This is a genomic window from Mycobacterium sp. (assembly GCF_052144515.1).
GTDB lineage: Bacteria > Actinomycetota > Actinomycetes > Mycobacteriales > Mycobacteriaceae > Mycobacterium.
Window position 1 is genome coordinate 1 of the sequence record NZ_JBKQQD010000019.1, and the last position, 17238, is coordinate 17238.

Sequence of the window (17238 nt, forward strand, 5' to 3'; positions counted from 1 at the left end):
CGGACGGGTCATGGTGATCTGCTCCGACCCGCGCCACAAGCAGCGACAAGGCTAAGCAGGCCGGTCGCGCACCTACACAACTGAATGCAGACCTCCCAGCACCAATGAGCGGATACGCCGCTCATCCACGCCCGGACGGAGGCCGGGCCCCGCAAGCAGGCGGGAACGGACTGGGATCAGACCTTCGCATGAGATAAGAGGAAACGCCACCTATGGCTCGACTAGTCGGCGTCGATCTACCGCGCGACAAGCGGATGGAGATCGCCCTGACCTACATTTTCGGCATCGGCCGTACCCGCTCGAACGAGATTCTGGCGGCCACCGGCATCGACAAGGACCTGCGCACCAGGGATCTCACCGACGACCAGGTGACGCACCTGCGCGATTACATCGAAGCGAACCTGAAGGTGGAGGGTGACCTTCGCCGCGAGACGCAGGCCGACATCCGCCGCAAGATCGAGATCGGCTGCTACCAGGGTCTGCGGCACCGCCGCGGCCTGCCGGTGCGCGGTCAGCGGACAAAGACCAACGCGCGGACCCGCAAGGGCCCCAAGCGCACCATCGCAGGCAAGAAGAAGGCCAGGTAACCCCCGATGCCACCAGCAAAGAAGGCAGGCGCGGCGGCGCCCAAGAAGGGCCAAAAGACCCGCAGGCGGGAAAAGAAGAACATCCCGCACGGTGCCGCCCACATCAAGAGCACCTTCAACAACACGATCGTGACGATCACCGACCCGCAGGGCAATGTCATCGCCTGGGCGTCGTCGGGTCACGTCGGCTTCAAAGGCTCGCGGAAATCGACGCCGTTCGCCGCGCAGCTGGCCGCCGAGAACGCCGCACGCAAGGCCCAGGAGCACGGCGTGAAAAAGGTCGACGTGTTCGTGAAGGGCCCGGGCTCGGGCCGGGAGACCGCGATCCGGTCACTGCAGGCCGCGGGCCTGGAGGTCGGCGCGATCTCCGATGTCACCCCCCAGCCGCACAACGGCTGCCGGCCGCCCAAGCGCAGAAGAGTTTAGAAGGGTCTAGGAGGAGATAACTTATGGCTCGTTATACCGGACCCATCACGCGCAAATCGCTCCGGCTGCGCACCGACCTCGTCGGTGGCGACCAGGCCTTCGAGAAGCGTCCCTACCCGCCCGGCCAGCACGGTCGCGCGCGGATCAAGGAAAGCGAATACCTGCTGCAGCTGCAGGAGAAGCAGAAGGCTCGCTTCACCTACGGCGTGATGGAAAAGCAGTTCCGTCGCTACTACGAAGAGGCCGTTCGTCACACCGGCAAGACCGGTGAGAACCTGCTGCAGATCCTGGAAAGCCGCCTCGACAACGTCGTGTACCGCGCCGGTCTGGCGCGCACCCGCCGGATGGCCCGTCAGCTCGTCAGCCACGGGCACTTCAGCGTCAATGGCGTGCACGTCAACGTCCCCAGCTACCGGGTGTCGCAGTACGACATCATCGACGTGCGGGATACGTCGTTGAACACGGTGCCGTTCCAGATCGCGCGGGAGACGGCGGGCGACCGCCCGCTTCCGAGCTGGCTGCAGGTGGTGGGGGAGCGGCAACGCATCCTGATCCACCAGTTGCCCGAGCGCACGCAGATCGACGTGCCGCTCACCGAGCAGCTGATCGTCGAGTACTACTCGAAGTAACCCCAGACTTCCGCCACTGCATCCGCAGCGGCGGGCACCCAACGGCATCAAATAGCGGGTGCCGAGAAGGAGAAGAAGAAACACCATGCTGATCTCACAGCGGCCCACACTGTCCGAGGACATCCTCACCGACAGCCGGTCTCAGTTCGTCATCGAACCGTTGGAGCCGGGATTCGGTTATACACTGGGCAATTCGCTGCGTCGGACGCTGCTGTCGTCGATTCCCGGCGCGGCCGTCACCAGCATTCGCATCGACGGTGTGCTGCACGAGTTCACCACCGTGCCCGGCGTCAAAGAAGACGTCACCGACATCATCCTGAACCTCAAGGGTCTCGTGGTGTCGTCCGAGGAGGACGAGCCCGTCACGATGTACCTGCGCAAGCAAGGTCCGGGTGAGGTCACCGCCGGTGACATCGTGCCGCCCGCCGGCGTCACCGTGCACAACCCCGGCATGCACATCGCGACGCTGAACGACAAGGGCAAGCTCGAAGTGGAGCTCGTCGTCGAGCGTGGCCGTGGCTACGTTCCGGCGGTGCAGAACCGGGCTTCGGGTGCCGAAATCGGCCGCATCCCAGTCGATTCCATCTACTCGCCGGTGCTCAAGGTGACCTACAAGGTGGACGCCACCCGCGTCGAGCAGCGCACCGACTTCGACAAGCTGATCCTCGACGTGGAGACCAAGAGTTCGATCACCCCGCGCGACGCGCTGGCGTCGGCGGGCAAGACGCTGGTCGAATTGTTCGGCCTGGCACGCGAACTCAACGTCGAGGCCGAGGGCATCGAGATCGGGCCGTCACCGGCCGAGGCCGACCACATCGCGTCGTTCGCGCTGCCGATCGACGACCTGGATCTGACCGTGCGGTCGTACAACTGCCTCAAGCGCGAGGGTGTGCACACGGTCGGTGAGCTGGTGAGCCGCACGGAGTCCGACCTGCTCGACATCCGCAACTTCGGGCAGAAGTCCATCGACGAGGTGAAGGTCAAGCTGCACCAGCTGGGTCTGTCGCTGAAGGACAGCCCGCCGACCTTCGACCCGTCGGAGGTTGCGGGCTACGACGTCGCCACCGGCACCTGGTCCACCGACGGTGCCTACGACGACCAGGACTACGCCGAAACCGAACAGCTTTAACTAGCCTCCGGTGACGATGCGGGCCGTTAGCGGCCTGCTGAGGAGCCGGAGAATTAGAGTCAGCGACCGTAAGACAGGAGCGTCAGCAATGCCCAAGCCCACCAAGGGTCCTCGCCTCGGCGGGGGGTCTTCGCACCAGAAGGCCATTCTGGCCAACCTCGCCACGTCGCTGTTCGAGCACGGCCGGATCAAGACGACCGAGCCGAAGGCGCGGGCGTTGCGGCCCTACGCGGAGAAGCTGATCACCCACGCCAAGAAGGGCACGCTGCACAACCGTCGCGAGGTGCTCAAGAAGATCCGTGACAAGGACGTGGTGCACGCCTTGTTCGCCGAGATCGGGCCGTTCTTCGCCGACCGCGACGGCGGCTACACCCGCATCATCAAGGTTGAGGCGCGCAAGGGCGACAACGCCCCGATGGCCGTGATCGAGCTGGTGCGGGAGAAGACGGTGACGTCGGAGGCCGACAGGGCGCGTCGGGTGAAAGCCTCGAAGAAGGCGGCACCCGCCGCTGCGCCGGCTCCGGAACCCGCTGAGGCTGAGGTCGCCGAGGCTGAAGTCGAGGCGGAGCCCGAAGCCGTCCCCGAAGCCGTCGACGAAAAGGTGGAGGCCACCGAGGAGGCCCAGGCCGAGGAGCCTGAAGAGGCGCCCGAGAATTAGCGAAGACGTCCGTCTTCGGCTCGACATCGCCTATGACGGAACCGATTTCGCGGGCTGGGCGGTCCAAGCCGGGCAGCGCACGGTCGCCGGCGTCCTCGATGAGGCGTTGACGACCGTATTCCGCACGCCGGTGCGGCTGCATGCGGCCGGGCGTACCGATGCGGGTGTGCACGCCACCGGGCAGGTGGCCCACGCCGATGTGCCCGCCGATGCCCTGCCGAACGCCTACGCGCGCTCGCCTCGTCCCCACGATCCGGAGTTTCTGCCGCTGGTGCGGCGTCTCGGCGGGTTCTTGCCCGCCGACGTCCGGGTCCTCGAGATCGCGCGGGCGCCAGCGGGTTTCGACTCCCGGTTCTCGGCCCTGCGGCGTCATTACCAGTACCGGTTGTCGACCGCTCCCTACGGCGTGGTTCCGCAGCTGGCGCGCTACATCACCGCCTGGCCGCGTCCCCTGGACGTGGATGCGATGACGGTCGCGTCGCGAGAACTGCTGGGATTGCACGACTTCGCAGCGTTTTGCCGTCGCCGCGACGGTGCCACCACGATTCGCGATCTGCAGCGGCTGGACTGGTCGCGCGACGGCGACGTGGTCACCGCGCACGTCACCGCCGACGCGTTCTGCTGGTCGATGGTGAGGTCCCTGGTCGGGGCGCTGCTGGCCGTCGGGGAACTCCGGCGTACGGCCGCATGGTGTCGTGAGTTGCTCACTGCGACAGACCGTTCCAGTGATTTCGCGGCGGCGCCGGCGCACGGATTGACGCTGATCGGTGTGGACTATCCACCGGATAACGAGCTCGCGTCGCGGGTCTTGATCACCCGGGATCTGCGCTCGCGCGACTGAGGCGACTACAGCCTGCCGGCGACGAAGTTGGCGGCCTGATCCACCAGTCCGGAGTCGATGTACGCGGGTTGCAGGTGTGACGACCATTGCGCCGCGCCACCCGAACAGATCGGGTCGCCGGCCGCGCACTCTTCGATCGTCTTTCCGGCGAATGCGGGGCTGAAATCGGGTACCGGGCCCAGAATGCGCTTGGTGCCGTTGCCGAACAACGTGACCGCCGCGACGTGTTGATCCACACCAGGCGGCAGCGGGTTGGTGAACCCGAAACCCGGTTTGGTCGCCGCGATCACCAGGTCGGCCGCGGCGGCGCCCAGCGAATAGCCGCCGAGCACCTCGCGGGTGTTCGGGCAACTTTTGGCCATGGATTGGACGTGGGCGCTCATGTCGTTGGCGCCCTTGGCCGGGTCGACGTCAGCGGGATAGTTCACGCCGTAGGAGCCAACCGGCATGTGCACTTTGGACCGCAGCGAGTTGACGAGCGCGTCGCCGACCAGACCGAGGCCGGGCGGCTCTTCTCGGCCCCGGGCGAAAACCACTTCGGCGCCCGGGCACGCCGCCGATGCCGACGGAATCGGCGCCGACGTGGGAAACGGTGCCAGCGCCGGGGCAATCACCAACGCCGCCGCCAGCGACCCGGCCGCCGCCAAACCGGCTAAACGTTTTGCGGGATGTGACGTGTTGCCAAACCTGAACGGGTTCACCGACGTCGTCAGTGAACCGCGGTGACCAACCCGGGATCGGGCGTGGTGGGCCCGTGTACATCGGGGCCAGACCCGGGCGCGGGCGTCTGCGGCGCGTATCCGGGCGTCTGGGGGCCGTACCCAGGAGTCTGGGGGCCGTACCCAGGAGTCTGGGGACCGTAGACGGGCAACCCGGGCGTTTGGGGACCGTATCCCTGTATCGGTGGTCCGTACCCCGGCACCTGCTGGCCGGTTCCGGCCAACAGCCTGGACGCGACGAAAGCCGCTGCCTGGGTGGTGTACACGGGGACATAGCCCTCGGTGTGTCCCTCCCATTCGTTGCCGGGGCCCGCGTGGCAGATCGGGTCGTTTGGGTTGCACAGGTCGATCGCCTTGGACCCGAACATCGCGCTCTGGGTGGGCAGCGATCCGCCGGCGCGGTCGGCCACGTCGCCGAACGTGGCAACCGCCATGACGTGGCTCGCCAACTCCGGTGGTAGCGAACTGCCCCAGCTGATGCCGCCGATAGGCACGCCGGCCACGATGTCCATCACGGACGCGCCCTGCGAGTAACCGCCCAACACGATCTTGGTGTTCGGGCACTTCGCCACCGCCTGCTTGACGCGATTGATCGTGTCGTTGGCGCCGTCACCACCATGCAGCTGCAGCTTGCTGGCGGCGTAGTTCACCCCGTAGGTGTCGATGTTCAGGCCGCCGGTTTGCTGGCGCAGCGAGTCGACGAAGGCGTCGCCCACCTTGCCGAGGCCGGGGGGCTCGTTGGTGCCGCGGGCGAAGATAACCTCGACGTCCGGGCAGTCGTCGGCGGATGCCACCGCTGAGAATGGCGTCGCGGCAGGGGTGACCAACAAGCCGGTAGCGGTGACCAGTGCGGAAGCGCCGAGGCCGACCCAGCGGCCTACTGACCGCGCGCTGCCCGCCCGAGGGGCCTGAGCGCCAAGTAAGCGGTGTGAAATCACGCCCCGAATTTTACCCGTTACCAGGCACAACGAAACGCCGCTGAGCTGTGGATAGAGTGTCACAGCGCTGTCGGCGTGCGGCTTAACCTGACTTCGAGATACAGCGGTATACGGATTCGACAAATTTCCGGGGAGGATTTTGAACCGTCGATTGCCGCGCCAACCGACAACCTGGCTGCACGTCAGCGGTCATCGATTTCTCATTCGCCGCCTCGAGTGTGCGTTGCTGCGCAGGGATGTCGGTACCGCCAACGAGCGGCTGCGCGCACACACGGCATCATTGGCGCTGGGGTGTGTGCTGGCCAGCGCCGCCTTGCTGGGATGCGGGATGGCAGCTTTGCTGCGGCCGCAGGTGGCGCTGGATCGCGCGCAGATCGTGATGGGTCGCGAATCCGGAGCGCTGTACGTGCGAGTCGGCGATACCTGGCATCCGGCACTGAACCTGGCCTCGGCGCGGTTGATCGCGGCCACGGACGCCAACCCGCAGCCGGTGCCCGAGTCCGAATTGGGGCGCACCAAACGCGGTCCACTGCTGGGCATTCCGGGTGCACCGCAGCTTCTCAGCCAGCCGCTGGCCGGCGATGACGCAGCCTGGACGATCTGCGACACGGACGGCAACGCGGCGACGACGATCGTCATCGGGCGCACCGACGAATCGTCGGTCCGTCGCCTGGCTCCCGACCGGGCCATCCTGGTTGCCGCCGGGTCCGGTTCGCCGGCTTATCTGCTCTACAACGGGCGGCGCGCTGTGGTCGATCTCGCTGACGCCGCGGTTGTGCGTGCGCTCAGGCTGGAGGACCGCGTGCCCCACATCGTCTCGCAGGCTTTGCTGAACGCCGTGCCGGAAGCGCCGGCGATCACCGCTCCACGGATCCGCGGCGCAGGCGGTGCAGCGAGCGGGCTACCCGGTTTTACGGTCGGCGGTGTGCTGCGCATCACCCGCGGCGACGGTGACGAGTATTACGTCGTGCTGACCGCCGGCGTTCAGCGCATCGGCCAAGTAGCGGCGGACTTGTTGCGCTTCAGCGACTCACAGCACACCGCCAACGTGATCCCGGTGGCACCCGATGTGATCCGGGCCACTCCGGTCGCCAACACCCTGCCGGTGTCCACCTTTCCCGATCGGGCTCCGGCAGCGGCTGATGGCGGCGATACCACCTATTGCGCGACCTGGGCGCCTGGGCGATCCGACGGCGTCGCGTTCCTGACGGGCACCGGACTGCCAGTGCCCGCCGGCCAACTGCCGGTGACCTTGGCCCAAGCCGACGGCGCCGGTCCGGCGCTGGATGCCGTCTACCTTGCGCCTGGACGCAGCGCCTATGTGCGGGCGAATGGCCGAATCGGCACGCGATACCTCGTCACGGACACCGGGGTGCGGTTCGCAATCCACGACGACGAGGCGGCGCATAACCTCGGGTTGCCGGGGGTGGCGCTGCCGGCCCCGTGGCCGATGCTGGCGGCGCTGCCGGCCGGACCGGAGCTGAGCCGGGCGAACGCGTCAGTCGCCCGGGACGGTGTCGCGGGGCCCCCGAGGGCTCCGTAGCCGCAGTGAAAATAGCGCCGCCACCAGCGCGGCCAGGCCGATCGCCGCACCGCGCAACGCGGTCACGCGAACGTGACCGTCCGGCGGTCTTGAATGTAGGGGTGGCGGCGGGGTGGTGACCGCAACCGGTGGGGTGCGCGGTGTGGAGGTGGTGGCGCGGGCCGAGTCGGTGCTGACAGCGGCCAGGGCGTCGACCGTGCCGTTGCCGACGAACGGATCCCACCCGGCCGGCGGATGATGCGCGGTCGACTCGATACGCTGCATCACCTGCCGCGCGGTCCACGTCGGGAACCGGGCGCGGATCAGTGCGGCCAGTCCGCTGACAACCGGCGCGGCGTAACTGGTGCCCGATAGCGGGCCTGAACCGAATACAGTCACCCCCTCGCCGGTCGCTGCGACATCCACCCAGGGTCCGGCGAGGGTGAATGCCGATGGCGTGCCTTCGGCGTTCACCGAGCCGACGGTCAGCACGTAATCGTCGTACCAGGCTGGACTGACCGCGACTGTGACCTTCTCCCAGGTTGCGTCGGGCTGCTGAGCGGGACACTGCGTGTTGCCGGCTGTATTTCCAGCAGGCGCCACGACGACGGCATTCTTGACATCGACCGCGTAGGCCAGGGCGGCGCCCAGTGCGCGGTCGTCGAGCACCGTCGCGGCGGGAACGCAGGCGACCGACGAAATGTTGATCACCGAAGCGCCGAGATCGGCGGCGGTCCGGACGGCTTTCGCCATGGTTTCCACGTCGCCGACCCCGGCGCCGGACCGGTCAGCTGGCGCGAACTTGGCACTGGACTGGCGGATGCTGATCAAGGTGACATCGGGCGCCAGACCGCTGAAGCCATCGGCTTTGGAATCCGCCACGGCAGCGATGATTCCGGCCACCAAGGTGCCGTGCGCATCGCAATCCTGGGTACCGTCGCCGGTGGAAACGTAGTCGCCTCCGGGCACTACATTGGGCAGTCGCTGGTGTCGGGAAATACCCGTGTCGATGACCGCCACTCGTTGGCCCGCGCCGCGGCTAAGTTGCCAGACCTGCGGCAGGCCGAGGTCTGCGAACTGATCAGGACTCTGCCCGGGCACCGCGGGGCTCGGACTCATCGCAGCGCACACCTCGCGTTGCACGGTCGGCTGCGGTGGCGCCGGCGCCGCCGGTTCGGGCAGCCACCGCTGGTCGATCGGCGGTGGTGAAACCGCTTGCGCCGACGGCGTTCCGAGCTGAAACAGCGCGGCGAAGGCCGATACCACCAGCAAGCGAACGACGCGTGAGTTCCTCATGCCGAGTTCAGTGCGCGAAAGGCGCTATAGAAACCGCATATCCAACAGGCCAGGGGCGCCATCGCGACCAACGCCAGATATTCCGACAACTCAACGCACCGGCGTAGCACGGGTGACGGCGACATCACGGGGGCCACGAAGTCCACGTAGACCGTCGCGGCGACCAGCATCGCCGTGACCGCGACTATCCATGGGCCGCGACCCGGCTCTCCGGCCGCGCAGACTGCGAATGTTGTTCCAATAGTGACGATTCCACTGATGACGAACACCAGCGTTGTTTTGGCGTATGCCGACCGTGCACGCAGCAGCAGCAGCGCGCCGGTGACGGCCGCGAAGGCGATACAGCCGGACCGCGGCGCGCCGGAGCCCCGTGCTGCGGCCGCGGTAACGATGGCAGCGACGGCGGCTGACGACGAGAACGCGGCGAGCAGGCTGGTCAACCAGGCGTCGGCACGGATCGCCCTGGTGATCAGACAAGCGTCGTCCGACAGCTGTGGCGACAACCCGGCCAGCACGATGGAGATCCGGCCCGCGATCCCCAGGAGGCCAAGGGATACCAGCACGGATATCGAAGCGATGGTGCGCAGCGGGGCCGCGGTGATCGCAGCCGCCAAGGCGGACGCAGCCGCGATCATCGCGAAGCACGAGACCGCGGTCAGTGTGACGACGCCGCGGCCCGTTATCCGTATTGCCAACACCGATGTGACGGCCGCCGCCATCGCGGCCAGCAGCATGTTGGGGGCACCGGAAGCCCCCGGAACCGCCATGAAGCCGGCGAGCGCGGCAAACGCGGAAGCGACCAGGCTCAGGGTGAGCCCGGCGATGGGGTCCCGAGCGGCCCGGTGCGCTATCAGCAGGGCGATAAGTGCGGCCATGGCCGCGATCACGGCGGTGGCGCCGACGTGACGGGTAGTGGTGTCGCTGAGGGTGTTTCGAATGAGTGTTAGGCCACCGATACCGGTGAAAAAGCTCCCCGCAACGGCGGCGGTGAGCCGGGCCGCTCGCCTGGTCCACGGGCGAGAGTCCGCGTCGAGCGTGGTTGCCACGGCCTCGGCCACATCGTCACAGCGGGGAGCGGGTAGTTCGGCGCCGGACTGACTCAAGATCAGAACCGCGCCGTCGCGGATATCGTTCTGCGCCAACGTCGTCGACGCGTGCAGAGCCGGCGCTCCCGGACGAGACAGCCGGTATGCGTTAGCTGGCCGATCGCCGGACCTGTCGGCGCCGCAGTCATCCAGGATGTCGATGATCGACGGGATCAGGGTCGCTACGGGCATGGCGGCCGGGAGGACCAGGTCGACGACGGCGGTGCCGGCGTGGACTGAGACCCGGCGCAGCCCCGGATCGGATGCAGACAACATTGGGCCCTTGGACTCGGTTTCAGACTCGGATTGGCAGCACGGTAGCGCTTCTTCGCCGCCCCGGTATCCGGCTGTCCACAGGTGACTTGCCGCCGGTTCCGGTACTGCTAGCGTCTTGCAACCGTGGGAAGGCCCAACGCTACTGCGGAACTGCCGCCGGCGGTCCCGGCTGCCGACATCGCGGTGGTTGCGCCTCCCGAACTGCCGGGGCCGGCGTCACCCAGCGCGCTGGTGCGCCTGCTGCCCGTCGTCGTGTCCGTTACGACCGTGGGCGTCATGGCGGCGACCTTCCTGTCGGGATCGGCCGTCAGCCGCAATCCCATGTTTCTGGCATTCCCGGCGATGATGCTGGTTTCGATGGTGGTCACTGCGGTGAACGGACGTCACAGCCGGCGGGGCGGCGGGATCGACGCCGACCGCACCGAATACCTCGGCTACCTGGACGGTTTGCGTAAAACCGTCACGGAAATCGCTGTGGCACAACGCGTGTCACTGAGCACCGACCATCCCGAGCCCGAAGCGCTGTGGACGCTGATCGGCGGCCCACGAATGTGGAACCGGCGAGCCGACGACTCCGACTTCTGTCTTGTCCGCGTCGGGCTGGGAACCCGGCCCCTCGCCACTCGTTTGGTGGCCCCGGACACCCCGCCCGTCGAGCGGTCAGATCCGGTCACCGCCGCGGCGCTGCAGCGTTTCCTGGACGCACACTCGACGATCGGGGACGCGCCGATCACCATCGGGTTGCGTGGAAGTGCGACCGTGACGATCGACGGCGATCCGGCTCAGGTGCGGGCGCTGCTGCGCGCGATGATCTGCCAGCTGGCGGTGCGGCACGCACCCGACCAGTTGGTAATCATCGGGGCGATCACTGACCGCAATCGAGCCCACTGGGAATGGCTGAAATGGTTGCCGCACAATCGGCATCGCAGCGCTATCGATGCCCTGGGCCGCGCACGCATGGTGTATCCCACCCGGGCGGACGCGGTCAGTGCGCTGGCTGGTCTAGTGGGGCCGCACGTGGTGGTGGTCGCCGACCTGGACGAGCGCGCCGAGCCCGTGACCGTGATTGAGGCCGTGACCACTCTGGAGGTCGGCACCGGCCGCGAAGGAGCACCGTTGACGATCAGGCACCCTGAGGCGGCTGACGCGTTGGTGCGTCCTGACCAGCTGGCTCTTGTCGATGCGTTGGTGTGTGCGCAACGGCTGGCCGGCCAACGCGTCGGGGAAATGGGCGCGGCGGCCGGCTGGCCGACTCTGGTCGGGATCGACGACGTCAGATCATTCGACCCGAGCACGTTGTGGCGCAACAAAAACCAGGGCGATCGGCTACGCGCACCGATCGGGACCACTGCCGACGGTGCGCTGCTTGAGCTGGACATCAAGGAGCCCGCCGAAAACGGCATGGGTCCACACGGGCTCTGCGTGGGCGCCACCGGGTCAGGCAAGTCTGAACTGCTGCGGACCATCGCGCTGGGCATGATGGCACGCAACTCGCCGGAGGTGCTCAACCTACTGCTCATCGACTTCAAGGGTGGTGCAACATTTCTCGACTTGGCGCGGTCGCCGCACGTGGCCGCGGTCATCACCAACCTGGCCGAGGAGGCGCCGCTGGTCGCCCGGATGCGTGACGCGTTAGCCGGTGAGATGAACCGTCGGCAACAGCTGCTGCGGGCGGCGGGCTGTGCCGGTGTCGCCGCGTACGAGCGCGCGCGCCTGGCGGGCAGTGCATTGAGGGCGCTGCCGACCTTGTTCATCGTTGTCGACGAGTTTTCCGAACTGCTCAGCCAGCATCCCGATTTCGCCGACATGTTCGTGGCGATCGGCCGGCTGGGCCGGTCGCTGGGTATGCATCTGTTGCTGGCCAGTCAGCGGCTCGACGAGGGACGGCTGCGCGGATTGGAAGCGCACCTGTCGTATCGGGTATGTCTGAAAACGTTGTCTGCCAGCGAATCACGCACCGTTCTGGGAACACTGGACGCATATCACTTGCCGAACACGCCGGGGGCGGGTTTCCTGCGCTCTTCGACGGGCGAGCCGATTCGCTTTCAGGCCGCATTCGTTTCGGGACGCCTGCAGGGCGGCATGTCGGCATCGGTGCAGGCGCCACGGACCGCGCGACTTTTTACCTCGCGAAACATGGGCCCGGTTGCGCCTGCGGCCGGCGGGGCGTCGGAGCGTAGCGTCCTGCAGGCGGTCCTGGACCGAGTGTCGGGGCAGGGGCCGCACGCGCATCAAGTCTGGCTGCCGCCGTTGCAAGAGTCACCGGCGCTGGACACCCTGTTACGTCACGCGGGACCCGGGCCGGCCGGCCTGACCGTGCCCATCGGCATCGTGGACCGGCCGCTCGAGCAATGCAGAACACCGTTGATGGTCGAGTTATCCGGAGCCGCAGGCAACGTCGCGATTGTCGGTGCGCCTCAATCGGGCAAGTCGACGGCACTGCGCACGGTGATCACCGCGCTGGCGGCGACCCACGATGCGGCGCAGGTGCAGTTCTACTGCCTGGACTTCGGCGGCGGGGCCCTGGCCTCGCTGCACACACTGCCACATGTGGGTGCGGTCGCCGGCAGGGCCGAGCCGCAGCTGGTCGTCCGCATGATCGCCGAGCTGGAGTCGGTCGTGCGATCGCGGGAGGCGTTGTTCCGCGAGCACCACGTCGAATCGATCGCCCGGTACCGCCGGCAACGAGCGGAGCGCCCCGCGGCGTCGGACCCCGACCCGTTCGGCGACGTGTTCCTCGTCGTCGACGGTTGGGCCGGCGTACGTCATGAGTTTGAGGGGATCGAGGAGTCGATCACCACCCTTGCGGTGCAGGGGCTTTCATTCGGCGTGCATGTGGTGTTGTCGGCGTCGCGGTGGGCGGAGATCAGGCCGTCGCTGAAGGACCAGTTGGGCACTCGCATTGAGTTGCGCCTGGGTGACCCCGCCGATTCCGAACTGGACCGCAGGCAGGCCCGGCAGGTGCCCCTCGGAAGACCGGGCCGCGGCCTTTCCCGCGAGGGGCTGCACATGCTGATCGCGCTGCCCATCGACGGCGGCGAACTCCCGCATCGTCACGGTGAATCCGGCGCACCCCGGATACCGCTGCTGCCCACGCGAGTGGACTACGACACCGTCGTGCAGCGGGCGGGCAACGCATTCGGCGCCGGTATCCTGCTCGGCATCGAGGAGCGCCGGCTGCAGCCGGTGGCAGTCGATTTCGAGCATGACGCGCACCTGTTGGTTATCGGTGACAACGAGTGCGGAAAGACCGCCACGCTGCGAACCCTGTGCCGCGAGATCGCCCGCACCAGGACCGCCGGTCAGGCCCAGCTGCTGATCGTCGACTTTCGGCGCACCCTGCTCGGTGTCGTCGAGTCGGAACACCTTGGCGGCTACGCCATGTCGCCGGCCGCGCTTGAAGCGTTGCTGCCCGACGTCCTTGATCGGCTGCGCCAACGGATGCCCTCGCCACAGCTGAGCCAGGCGCAATTGCGCTCCAGGTCATGGTGGTCCGGACCGGACATCTACATCGTGGCCGACGACTACGACCTGGTCGCCACCCCGGCAGGAAATCCGCTGTCGGCCCTGCTCGAATACCTGCCGTACGCGCGGGATCTGGGCTTGCATCTCGTCGTGGCGCGGCGCAGCGGTGGCGCGGCGCGCGCCTTATTCGAGCCGCTGCTCGCGGGCCTGCGTGACCTGGGCTGCATGGGGCTGATGATGAGTGGGCGTAGCGGCGAGGGAGCACTGCTCGGCTCCGTCCGCCCTGCACCGCTGCCACCGGGCCGCGGTGTTCTGGTCACCCGTACCGGTGACGAGCAGCGTGTGCAAGTCGCCTGGAGCTCGCCGTGAGCACACACCGCACAGTCATCGAAGTGGGTCCAGGGACCATCCGCCGGTTGTGTTGTGGCACAGGCACGGTAGTCGACGCTGAGATGTGCGCCGCGGCGCTGGACGCGATAGATGATCGCGTCGCGCTGGTGGACGGGTCTCCGGTCGCCGTCGATTCGCTGTGGCGAACGGTGCTGCGGTCCCTGGACTGTGGGAGCGGCGACGGGCTGACCGTCGTCCATCCCTCGTGGTGGCCGCCCTCGCGCGTCGGCGTGGTCACCGCAGCCGCGCCGGGACCCAATCAGCTAGAGGCGCACCCGCGGTCGTGGCTGTTGACCCAGGCATGGTCGGATACCGGGCCGGACGCGACGGTGGTGGTGGAGATCGCCGGCCGGTTGGTGGCGGTCGCCGCTGCCGAGGTGGTCGCCGTACCGCGCACGATGCAACCGCCAACCGTCGCCGACCAGGTGGCGAGTCTGATCGCTGCGACGACGCGGGCGGTCGTGTTGATCGACGCGCCGGACACGGTCGCCGGGGCGGCAGCGCTCGCGACGTTGATCGCCGACGCGGTGCGCGACGGCGGCGCGCAGACGGTAACCGAAATCAAGGACGCGCGGCTGCGGCAACTGGCTCGGCGGGCGTCGCAGCTCCGGTCGGATTCCGACAAGCCACGGTCCGCCGCCGGTGCCCGTGGTTCCCGATCACGCGCCCGGGGGCTGGCTTGGCTGGCGGCAGCCGGCGTCGTCGTGGTCGCGGCGGTGCCGGCCGTGGGCGCACTGGCCACGATGGGCCGGCACGGGGTGCCGGCCGTGCACACGACGCCGACGACATTTCTGGTGGAAGGCCGGGTGGCGCTGACGGTTCCCGCGAACTGGCCCACGCAGCGTGTGGTCGGCGGACCCGGTTCGGCGCGGGTACAGGTCACGTCGCCGTCGGATCCCGAGGTGGCGTTGCACGTCACCCAATCCCCGGTTGCCGGTGAAACGCTCAGTGGCACGGCCGAGCGGTTGAAACGAGCCCTCGACGCCGAGCCGGCCGGGGTATTCATCGACTTCAACCCGTACGGAACCAGCGCCGGAAGGCCCGCGGTGACCTACCTCGAAGTGCGCACCGGACACCAGGTGCGGTGGACGGTGCTGCTCGAAGGAGTGGTGCGGATCAGTGTCGGATGCCAGAGCCGCCCGGGTGGTGAAGACGCCGTCCGCGATGTGTGCGAGCAGGCGGTGCGCTCCGCCCACGCGGTGGAATGAATGAGCATGAGTAAGGAATCGGATGGAACCTAATCGGGACAGGCGCCGTCGTACTTGGTATGGCTATACCGAACACACTGAGCACCGACTTCGACCTGATGCGTTCCGTCGCGGGCACGACGGACGCCCGAAACGAAGAAATCCGGGCGATGCTGCAGGCATTCATCGGCCGCATGAGCAGTGTGCCGCCCTCGGTGTGGGGTGGGCTCGCGGCCCTGCGATTCAAGGATGTCGTGGAGCGCTGGAACACCGAGTCGATGCGGCTTTACCACGTCCTGCACGACATCGCCGAAACGATTCGGTACAACGAGGCCGCGCTGCAGGAGGCCAGCGAGAACCATGCACACCACATCGCCGCCGCCGGCGGACACCTGTGATTAAGGAGGATTGCCAGTGGATCCGGTGCTGTCCTACAACTTCAGCGAAATCGAGTACTCCGTTCGCCAGGAGATTCACAACACGTCGGCGCGCTTCAATGCCGCGCTGGAGGAGTTGAGGTCACAAATCGCGCCGTTGCAGCAGCTGTGGACCCGTGAAGCGGCGGCCGCATACCAAGCCGAGCAGCTGAAATGGCACCAGGCGGCCACGGCGCTCAACGAGATTCTGGTCGACCTCGGAAATGCGGTACGCGATGGCACGCGAGAGGTGGCGGACGCCGATCACCGGGCCGCCGGCGTCTGGGCACGGTAGCCGCACGCCCAACAGGCTCTGTGTGGTCCCGGTGGAGGAGAGCCGCTGGGACCACACAGTCATTTTGCCGATCGGTGGCCGCGTCGGGGGGTTGCCTACGGCCCCAAGGCGTTTGCGTAACTCGCGATCGGAGGGTCCAGTAGACGGTCGGCCCAGAAACCGTGCGGGCTCATAGTGGATTTCCATACCGGCGAGGCTGGGTAATCACGGGCTGATCTTGATTCTGGCTCCGCTTTGCCGGTGACGCTCCTGGCGCTGGCGCATACCGGTACACATCGGGGATGTCCGACGCACGCGCTGGGGAACCTTCGCACGAATCGCCGAGCCAAACGATAGTGCCGGGTTCCCCTGGATGGCGGGAGAACTCGGATGGTTGTATCCCCTCGAGATCGAGGAGAAAGTAGTACAGCACAGCCTCGTCCACGTCCGGCCATGGGCCGGGGTCGATGATCGACTGCCGGGTGTCCCGCACGAGCCCGAAGGTGATGTCAGACGGGGGGGCTTTGTAGACCAGGTATATCGCCGGCCCCTCGGTCCAAGCATGTGAGACCAGAAAGGTGTAGCGCCCCTGGTTGTTGTTCTTTGCGATGTGGCGCAATAGGATCCGCAGTACATCTGCGGCGAACGCGTTTTGCGCGTCGGTGGCTTCAGTTGATGGGCACATTGTTGTTCACCCAGGGCGGAGTCCACGTCCAGTTCGGTTTTATTTCCACCACCCCGCTGCCCCCCTTGAGGGGAAACATCGTGATCACCCCTTTCTGTCCCCCGCCGGAAATGCCGGAACTCCCCTCGTTGGTATCCGCCACGATTCTCATCGTTGCGCTCTCCCCAGTGTCCTCACAATCGACAATTCCGAATAGATCTTCGGTGCAGTGGGCACGGTTGATCGGCACCTCATAGACGAGGACTCCGTCGTTGATGCTGATCGGTCGACGGTGTGAGATCAGATCTTTGAACACATTGGGGTTGATTACGCCGTGCCTCCAGTAGGCCTTGTCCCACCCGAAGCCCAACCCAGTCTTCGCGTCGTAGTATCCACGTCGAAGGACGACCCGGTTGCCATCTAGGTCCGTGGCTTCTGCGATCACCTCACCGATCGGGTACGGCGGTGGCTGTATTGGATCTTGTTTGAAGGTGTGGTTGTCGACGGCGCGGACGTGACTGTCTTTTGGCGGAGTGCCGAAAGACGGGTTTTGCGGAAACGTGTGGCGGATTCCGGCCACCGCGGTGGTGATTTTGCCCGCTATCTGTTGATCGAGGCTCACTAGCCCGGATCTTTCGTACGGGTGATGTGGTGGCCTGACTGGTTTCGGATTGGCTTGTTGATCTTGAATTTTGTGGTTCGGGTTCGGTGAGGCGCCCGGTCAGCGGGTTGTGTC

At 66.9% G+C, this 17238-nt stretch carries 17 protein-coding genes; 12 read left to right on the plus strand and 5 right to left on the minus strand.

Features of this window, described 5'->3' with window-relative positions:
* The 7 genes from rpmJ to truA all read left to right on the plus strand — a co-directional run.
* Positions 1-55: 50S ribosomal protein L36 (rpmJ, locus tag ACLP9N_RS00830; protein ID WP_442405630.1), on the plus strand; the 55-nt coding region annotated here is incomplete at its 5' end.
* A 157-nt stretch (positions 56-212) separates the two neighbouring features.
* Complete coding sequence (rpsM, locus tag ACLP9N_RS00835) at positions 213-587, plus strand: 30S ribosomal protein S13 (protein WP_442405617.1); 375 nt, start codon at positions 213-215, stop codon at positions 585-587.
* A gap of 6 nt (positions 588-593) precedes the next feature.
* Complete coding sequence (gene rpsK, locus ACLP9N_RS00840; RefSeq protein ID WP_067101453.1) at positions 594-1013, plus strand: 30S ribosomal protein S11; 420 nt, start codon at positions 594-596, stop codon at positions 1011-1013.
* Positions 1014-1036: 23 nt separating this feature from the next.
* Complete coding sequence (rpsD, locus tag ACLP9N_RS00845) at positions 1037-1642, plus strand: 30S ribosomal protein S4 (RefSeq protein WP_442405618.1); 606 nt, start codon at positions 1037-1039, stop codon at positions 1640-1642.
* Positions 1643-1727: 85 nt separating this feature from the next.
* The gene (locus ACLP9N_RS00850) at positions 1728-2771 is read left to right on the plus strand and encodes a DNA-directed RNA polymerase subunit alpha (RefSeq protein ID WP_442405619.1); all 1044 of its coding nucleotides are present in this window, start codon (positions 1728-1730) and stop codon (positions 2769-2771) included.
* An 88-nt stretch (positions 2772-2859) separates the two neighbouring features.
* Positions 2860-3429: a 50S ribosomal protein L17 gene (gene rplQ / locus ACLP9N_RS00855; RefSeq protein WP_442405620.1), complete on the plus strand. Its 570-nt coding sequence runs from the start codon at positions 2860-2862 to the stop codon at positions 3427-3429.
* Complete coding sequence (truA, locus tag ACLP9N_RS00860) at positions 3407-4270, plus strand: tRNA pseudouridine(38-40) synthase TruA (RefSeq protein ID WP_442405631.1); 864 nt, start codon at positions 3407-3409, stop codon at positions 4268-4270. Before rplQ ends, truA begins: the two co-directional genes overlap by 23 nt.
* A gap of 5 nt (positions 4271-4275) precedes the next feature.
* Here the strand turns inward: truA and ACLP9N_RS00865 are convergent, their stop codons facing one another.
* Entirely contained in the window at positions 4276-4917 is a 642-nt protein-coding gene (locus ACLP9N_RS00865) for a cutinase family protein (protein WP_442405621.1), read from the minus strand.
* A 62-nt stretch (positions 4918-4979) separates the two neighbouring features.
* The gene (locus ACLP9N_RS00870; RefSeq protein WP_442405632.1) at positions 4980-5837 is read right to left on the minus strand and encodes a cutinase family protein; all 858 of its coding nucleotides are present in this window, start codon (positions 5835-5837) and stop codon (positions 4980-4982) included.
* Positions 5838-6078: 241 nt separating this feature from the next.
* Here ACLP9N_RS00870 and eccB point away from each other — a divergent pair, with 241 nt between their 5' ends.
* Positions 6079-7470 carry a type VII secretion protein EccB gene (gene eccB / locus ACLP9N_RS00875; protein ID WP_442405622.1) on the plus strand — a complete coding sequence of 464 codons (1392 nt, stop codon included), beginning with the start codon at positions 6079-6081 and terminating at the stop codon, positions 7468-7470.
* Here eccB and mycP read toward each other — a convergent pair.
* On the minus strand, positions 7426-8745 hold the full coding sequence (gene mycP / locus ACLP9N_RS00880; protein WP_442405623.1) for a type VII secretion-associated serine protease mycosin: 1320 nt from the start codon (positions 8743-8745) through the stop codon (positions 7426-7428). The two genes, eccB and mycP, sit on opposite strands and share 45 nt — an antisense overlap.
* Positions 8742-10106 carry a type VII secretion integral membrane protein EccD gene (eccD, locus tag ACLP9N_RS00885; protein WP_442405624.1) on the minus strand — a complete coding sequence of 455 codons (1365 nt, stop codon included), beginning with the start codon at positions 10104-10106 and terminating at the stop codon, positions 8742-8744. Before eccD ends, mycP begins: the two co-directional genes overlap by 4 nt.
* Positions 10107-10229: 123 nt before the next feature.
* Between eccD and eccCa the strand changes: the two genes are divergently transcribed.
* From eccCa to ACLP9N_RS00905, 4 genes are read left to right on the plus strand one after another with little or no spacing between them, the layout of a single operon-like run.
* Positions 10230-13940 (plus strand): type VII secretion protein EccCa, encoded by a 3711-nt coding sequence (eccCa, locus tag ACLP9N_RS00890; RefSeq protein WP_442405625.1) that lies wholly within the window; start codon positions 10230-10232, stop codon positions 13938-13940.
* Complete coding sequence (locus ACLP9N_RS00895; RefSeq protein WP_442405626.1) at positions 13937-15169, plus strand: type VII secretion-associated protein; 1233 nt, start codon at positions 13937-13939, stop codon at positions 15167-15169. Before eccCa ends, ACLP9N_RS00895 begins: the two co-directional genes overlap by 4 nt.
* A 59-nt stretch (positions 15170-15228) precedes the next feature.
* Positions 15229-15546, plus strand: a complete 318-nt coding sequence (locus tag ACLP9N_RS00900) for a WXG100 family type VII secretion target (protein WP_442405627.1) — start codon at positions 15229-15231, stop codon at positions 15544-15546.
* Positions 15547-15556: 10 nt separating this feature from the next.
* Complete coding sequence (locus ACLP9N_RS00905) at positions 15557-15859, plus strand: WXG100 family type VII secretion target (RefSeq protein ID WP_442405628.1); 303 nt, start codon at positions 15557-15559, stop codon at positions 15857-15859.
* Positions 15860-16506: 647 nt separating this feature from the next.
* Here ACLP9N_RS00905 and ACLP9N_RS00910 read toward each other — a convergent pair.
* Positions 16507-17124: a hypothetical protein gene (locus tag ACLP9N_RS00910; RefSeq protein ID WP_442405629.1), complete on the minus strand. Its 618-nt coding sequence runs from the start codon at positions 17122-17124 to the stop codon at positions 16507-16509.
* Between the last annotated feature and the right edge of the window lie 114 nt (positions 17125-17238).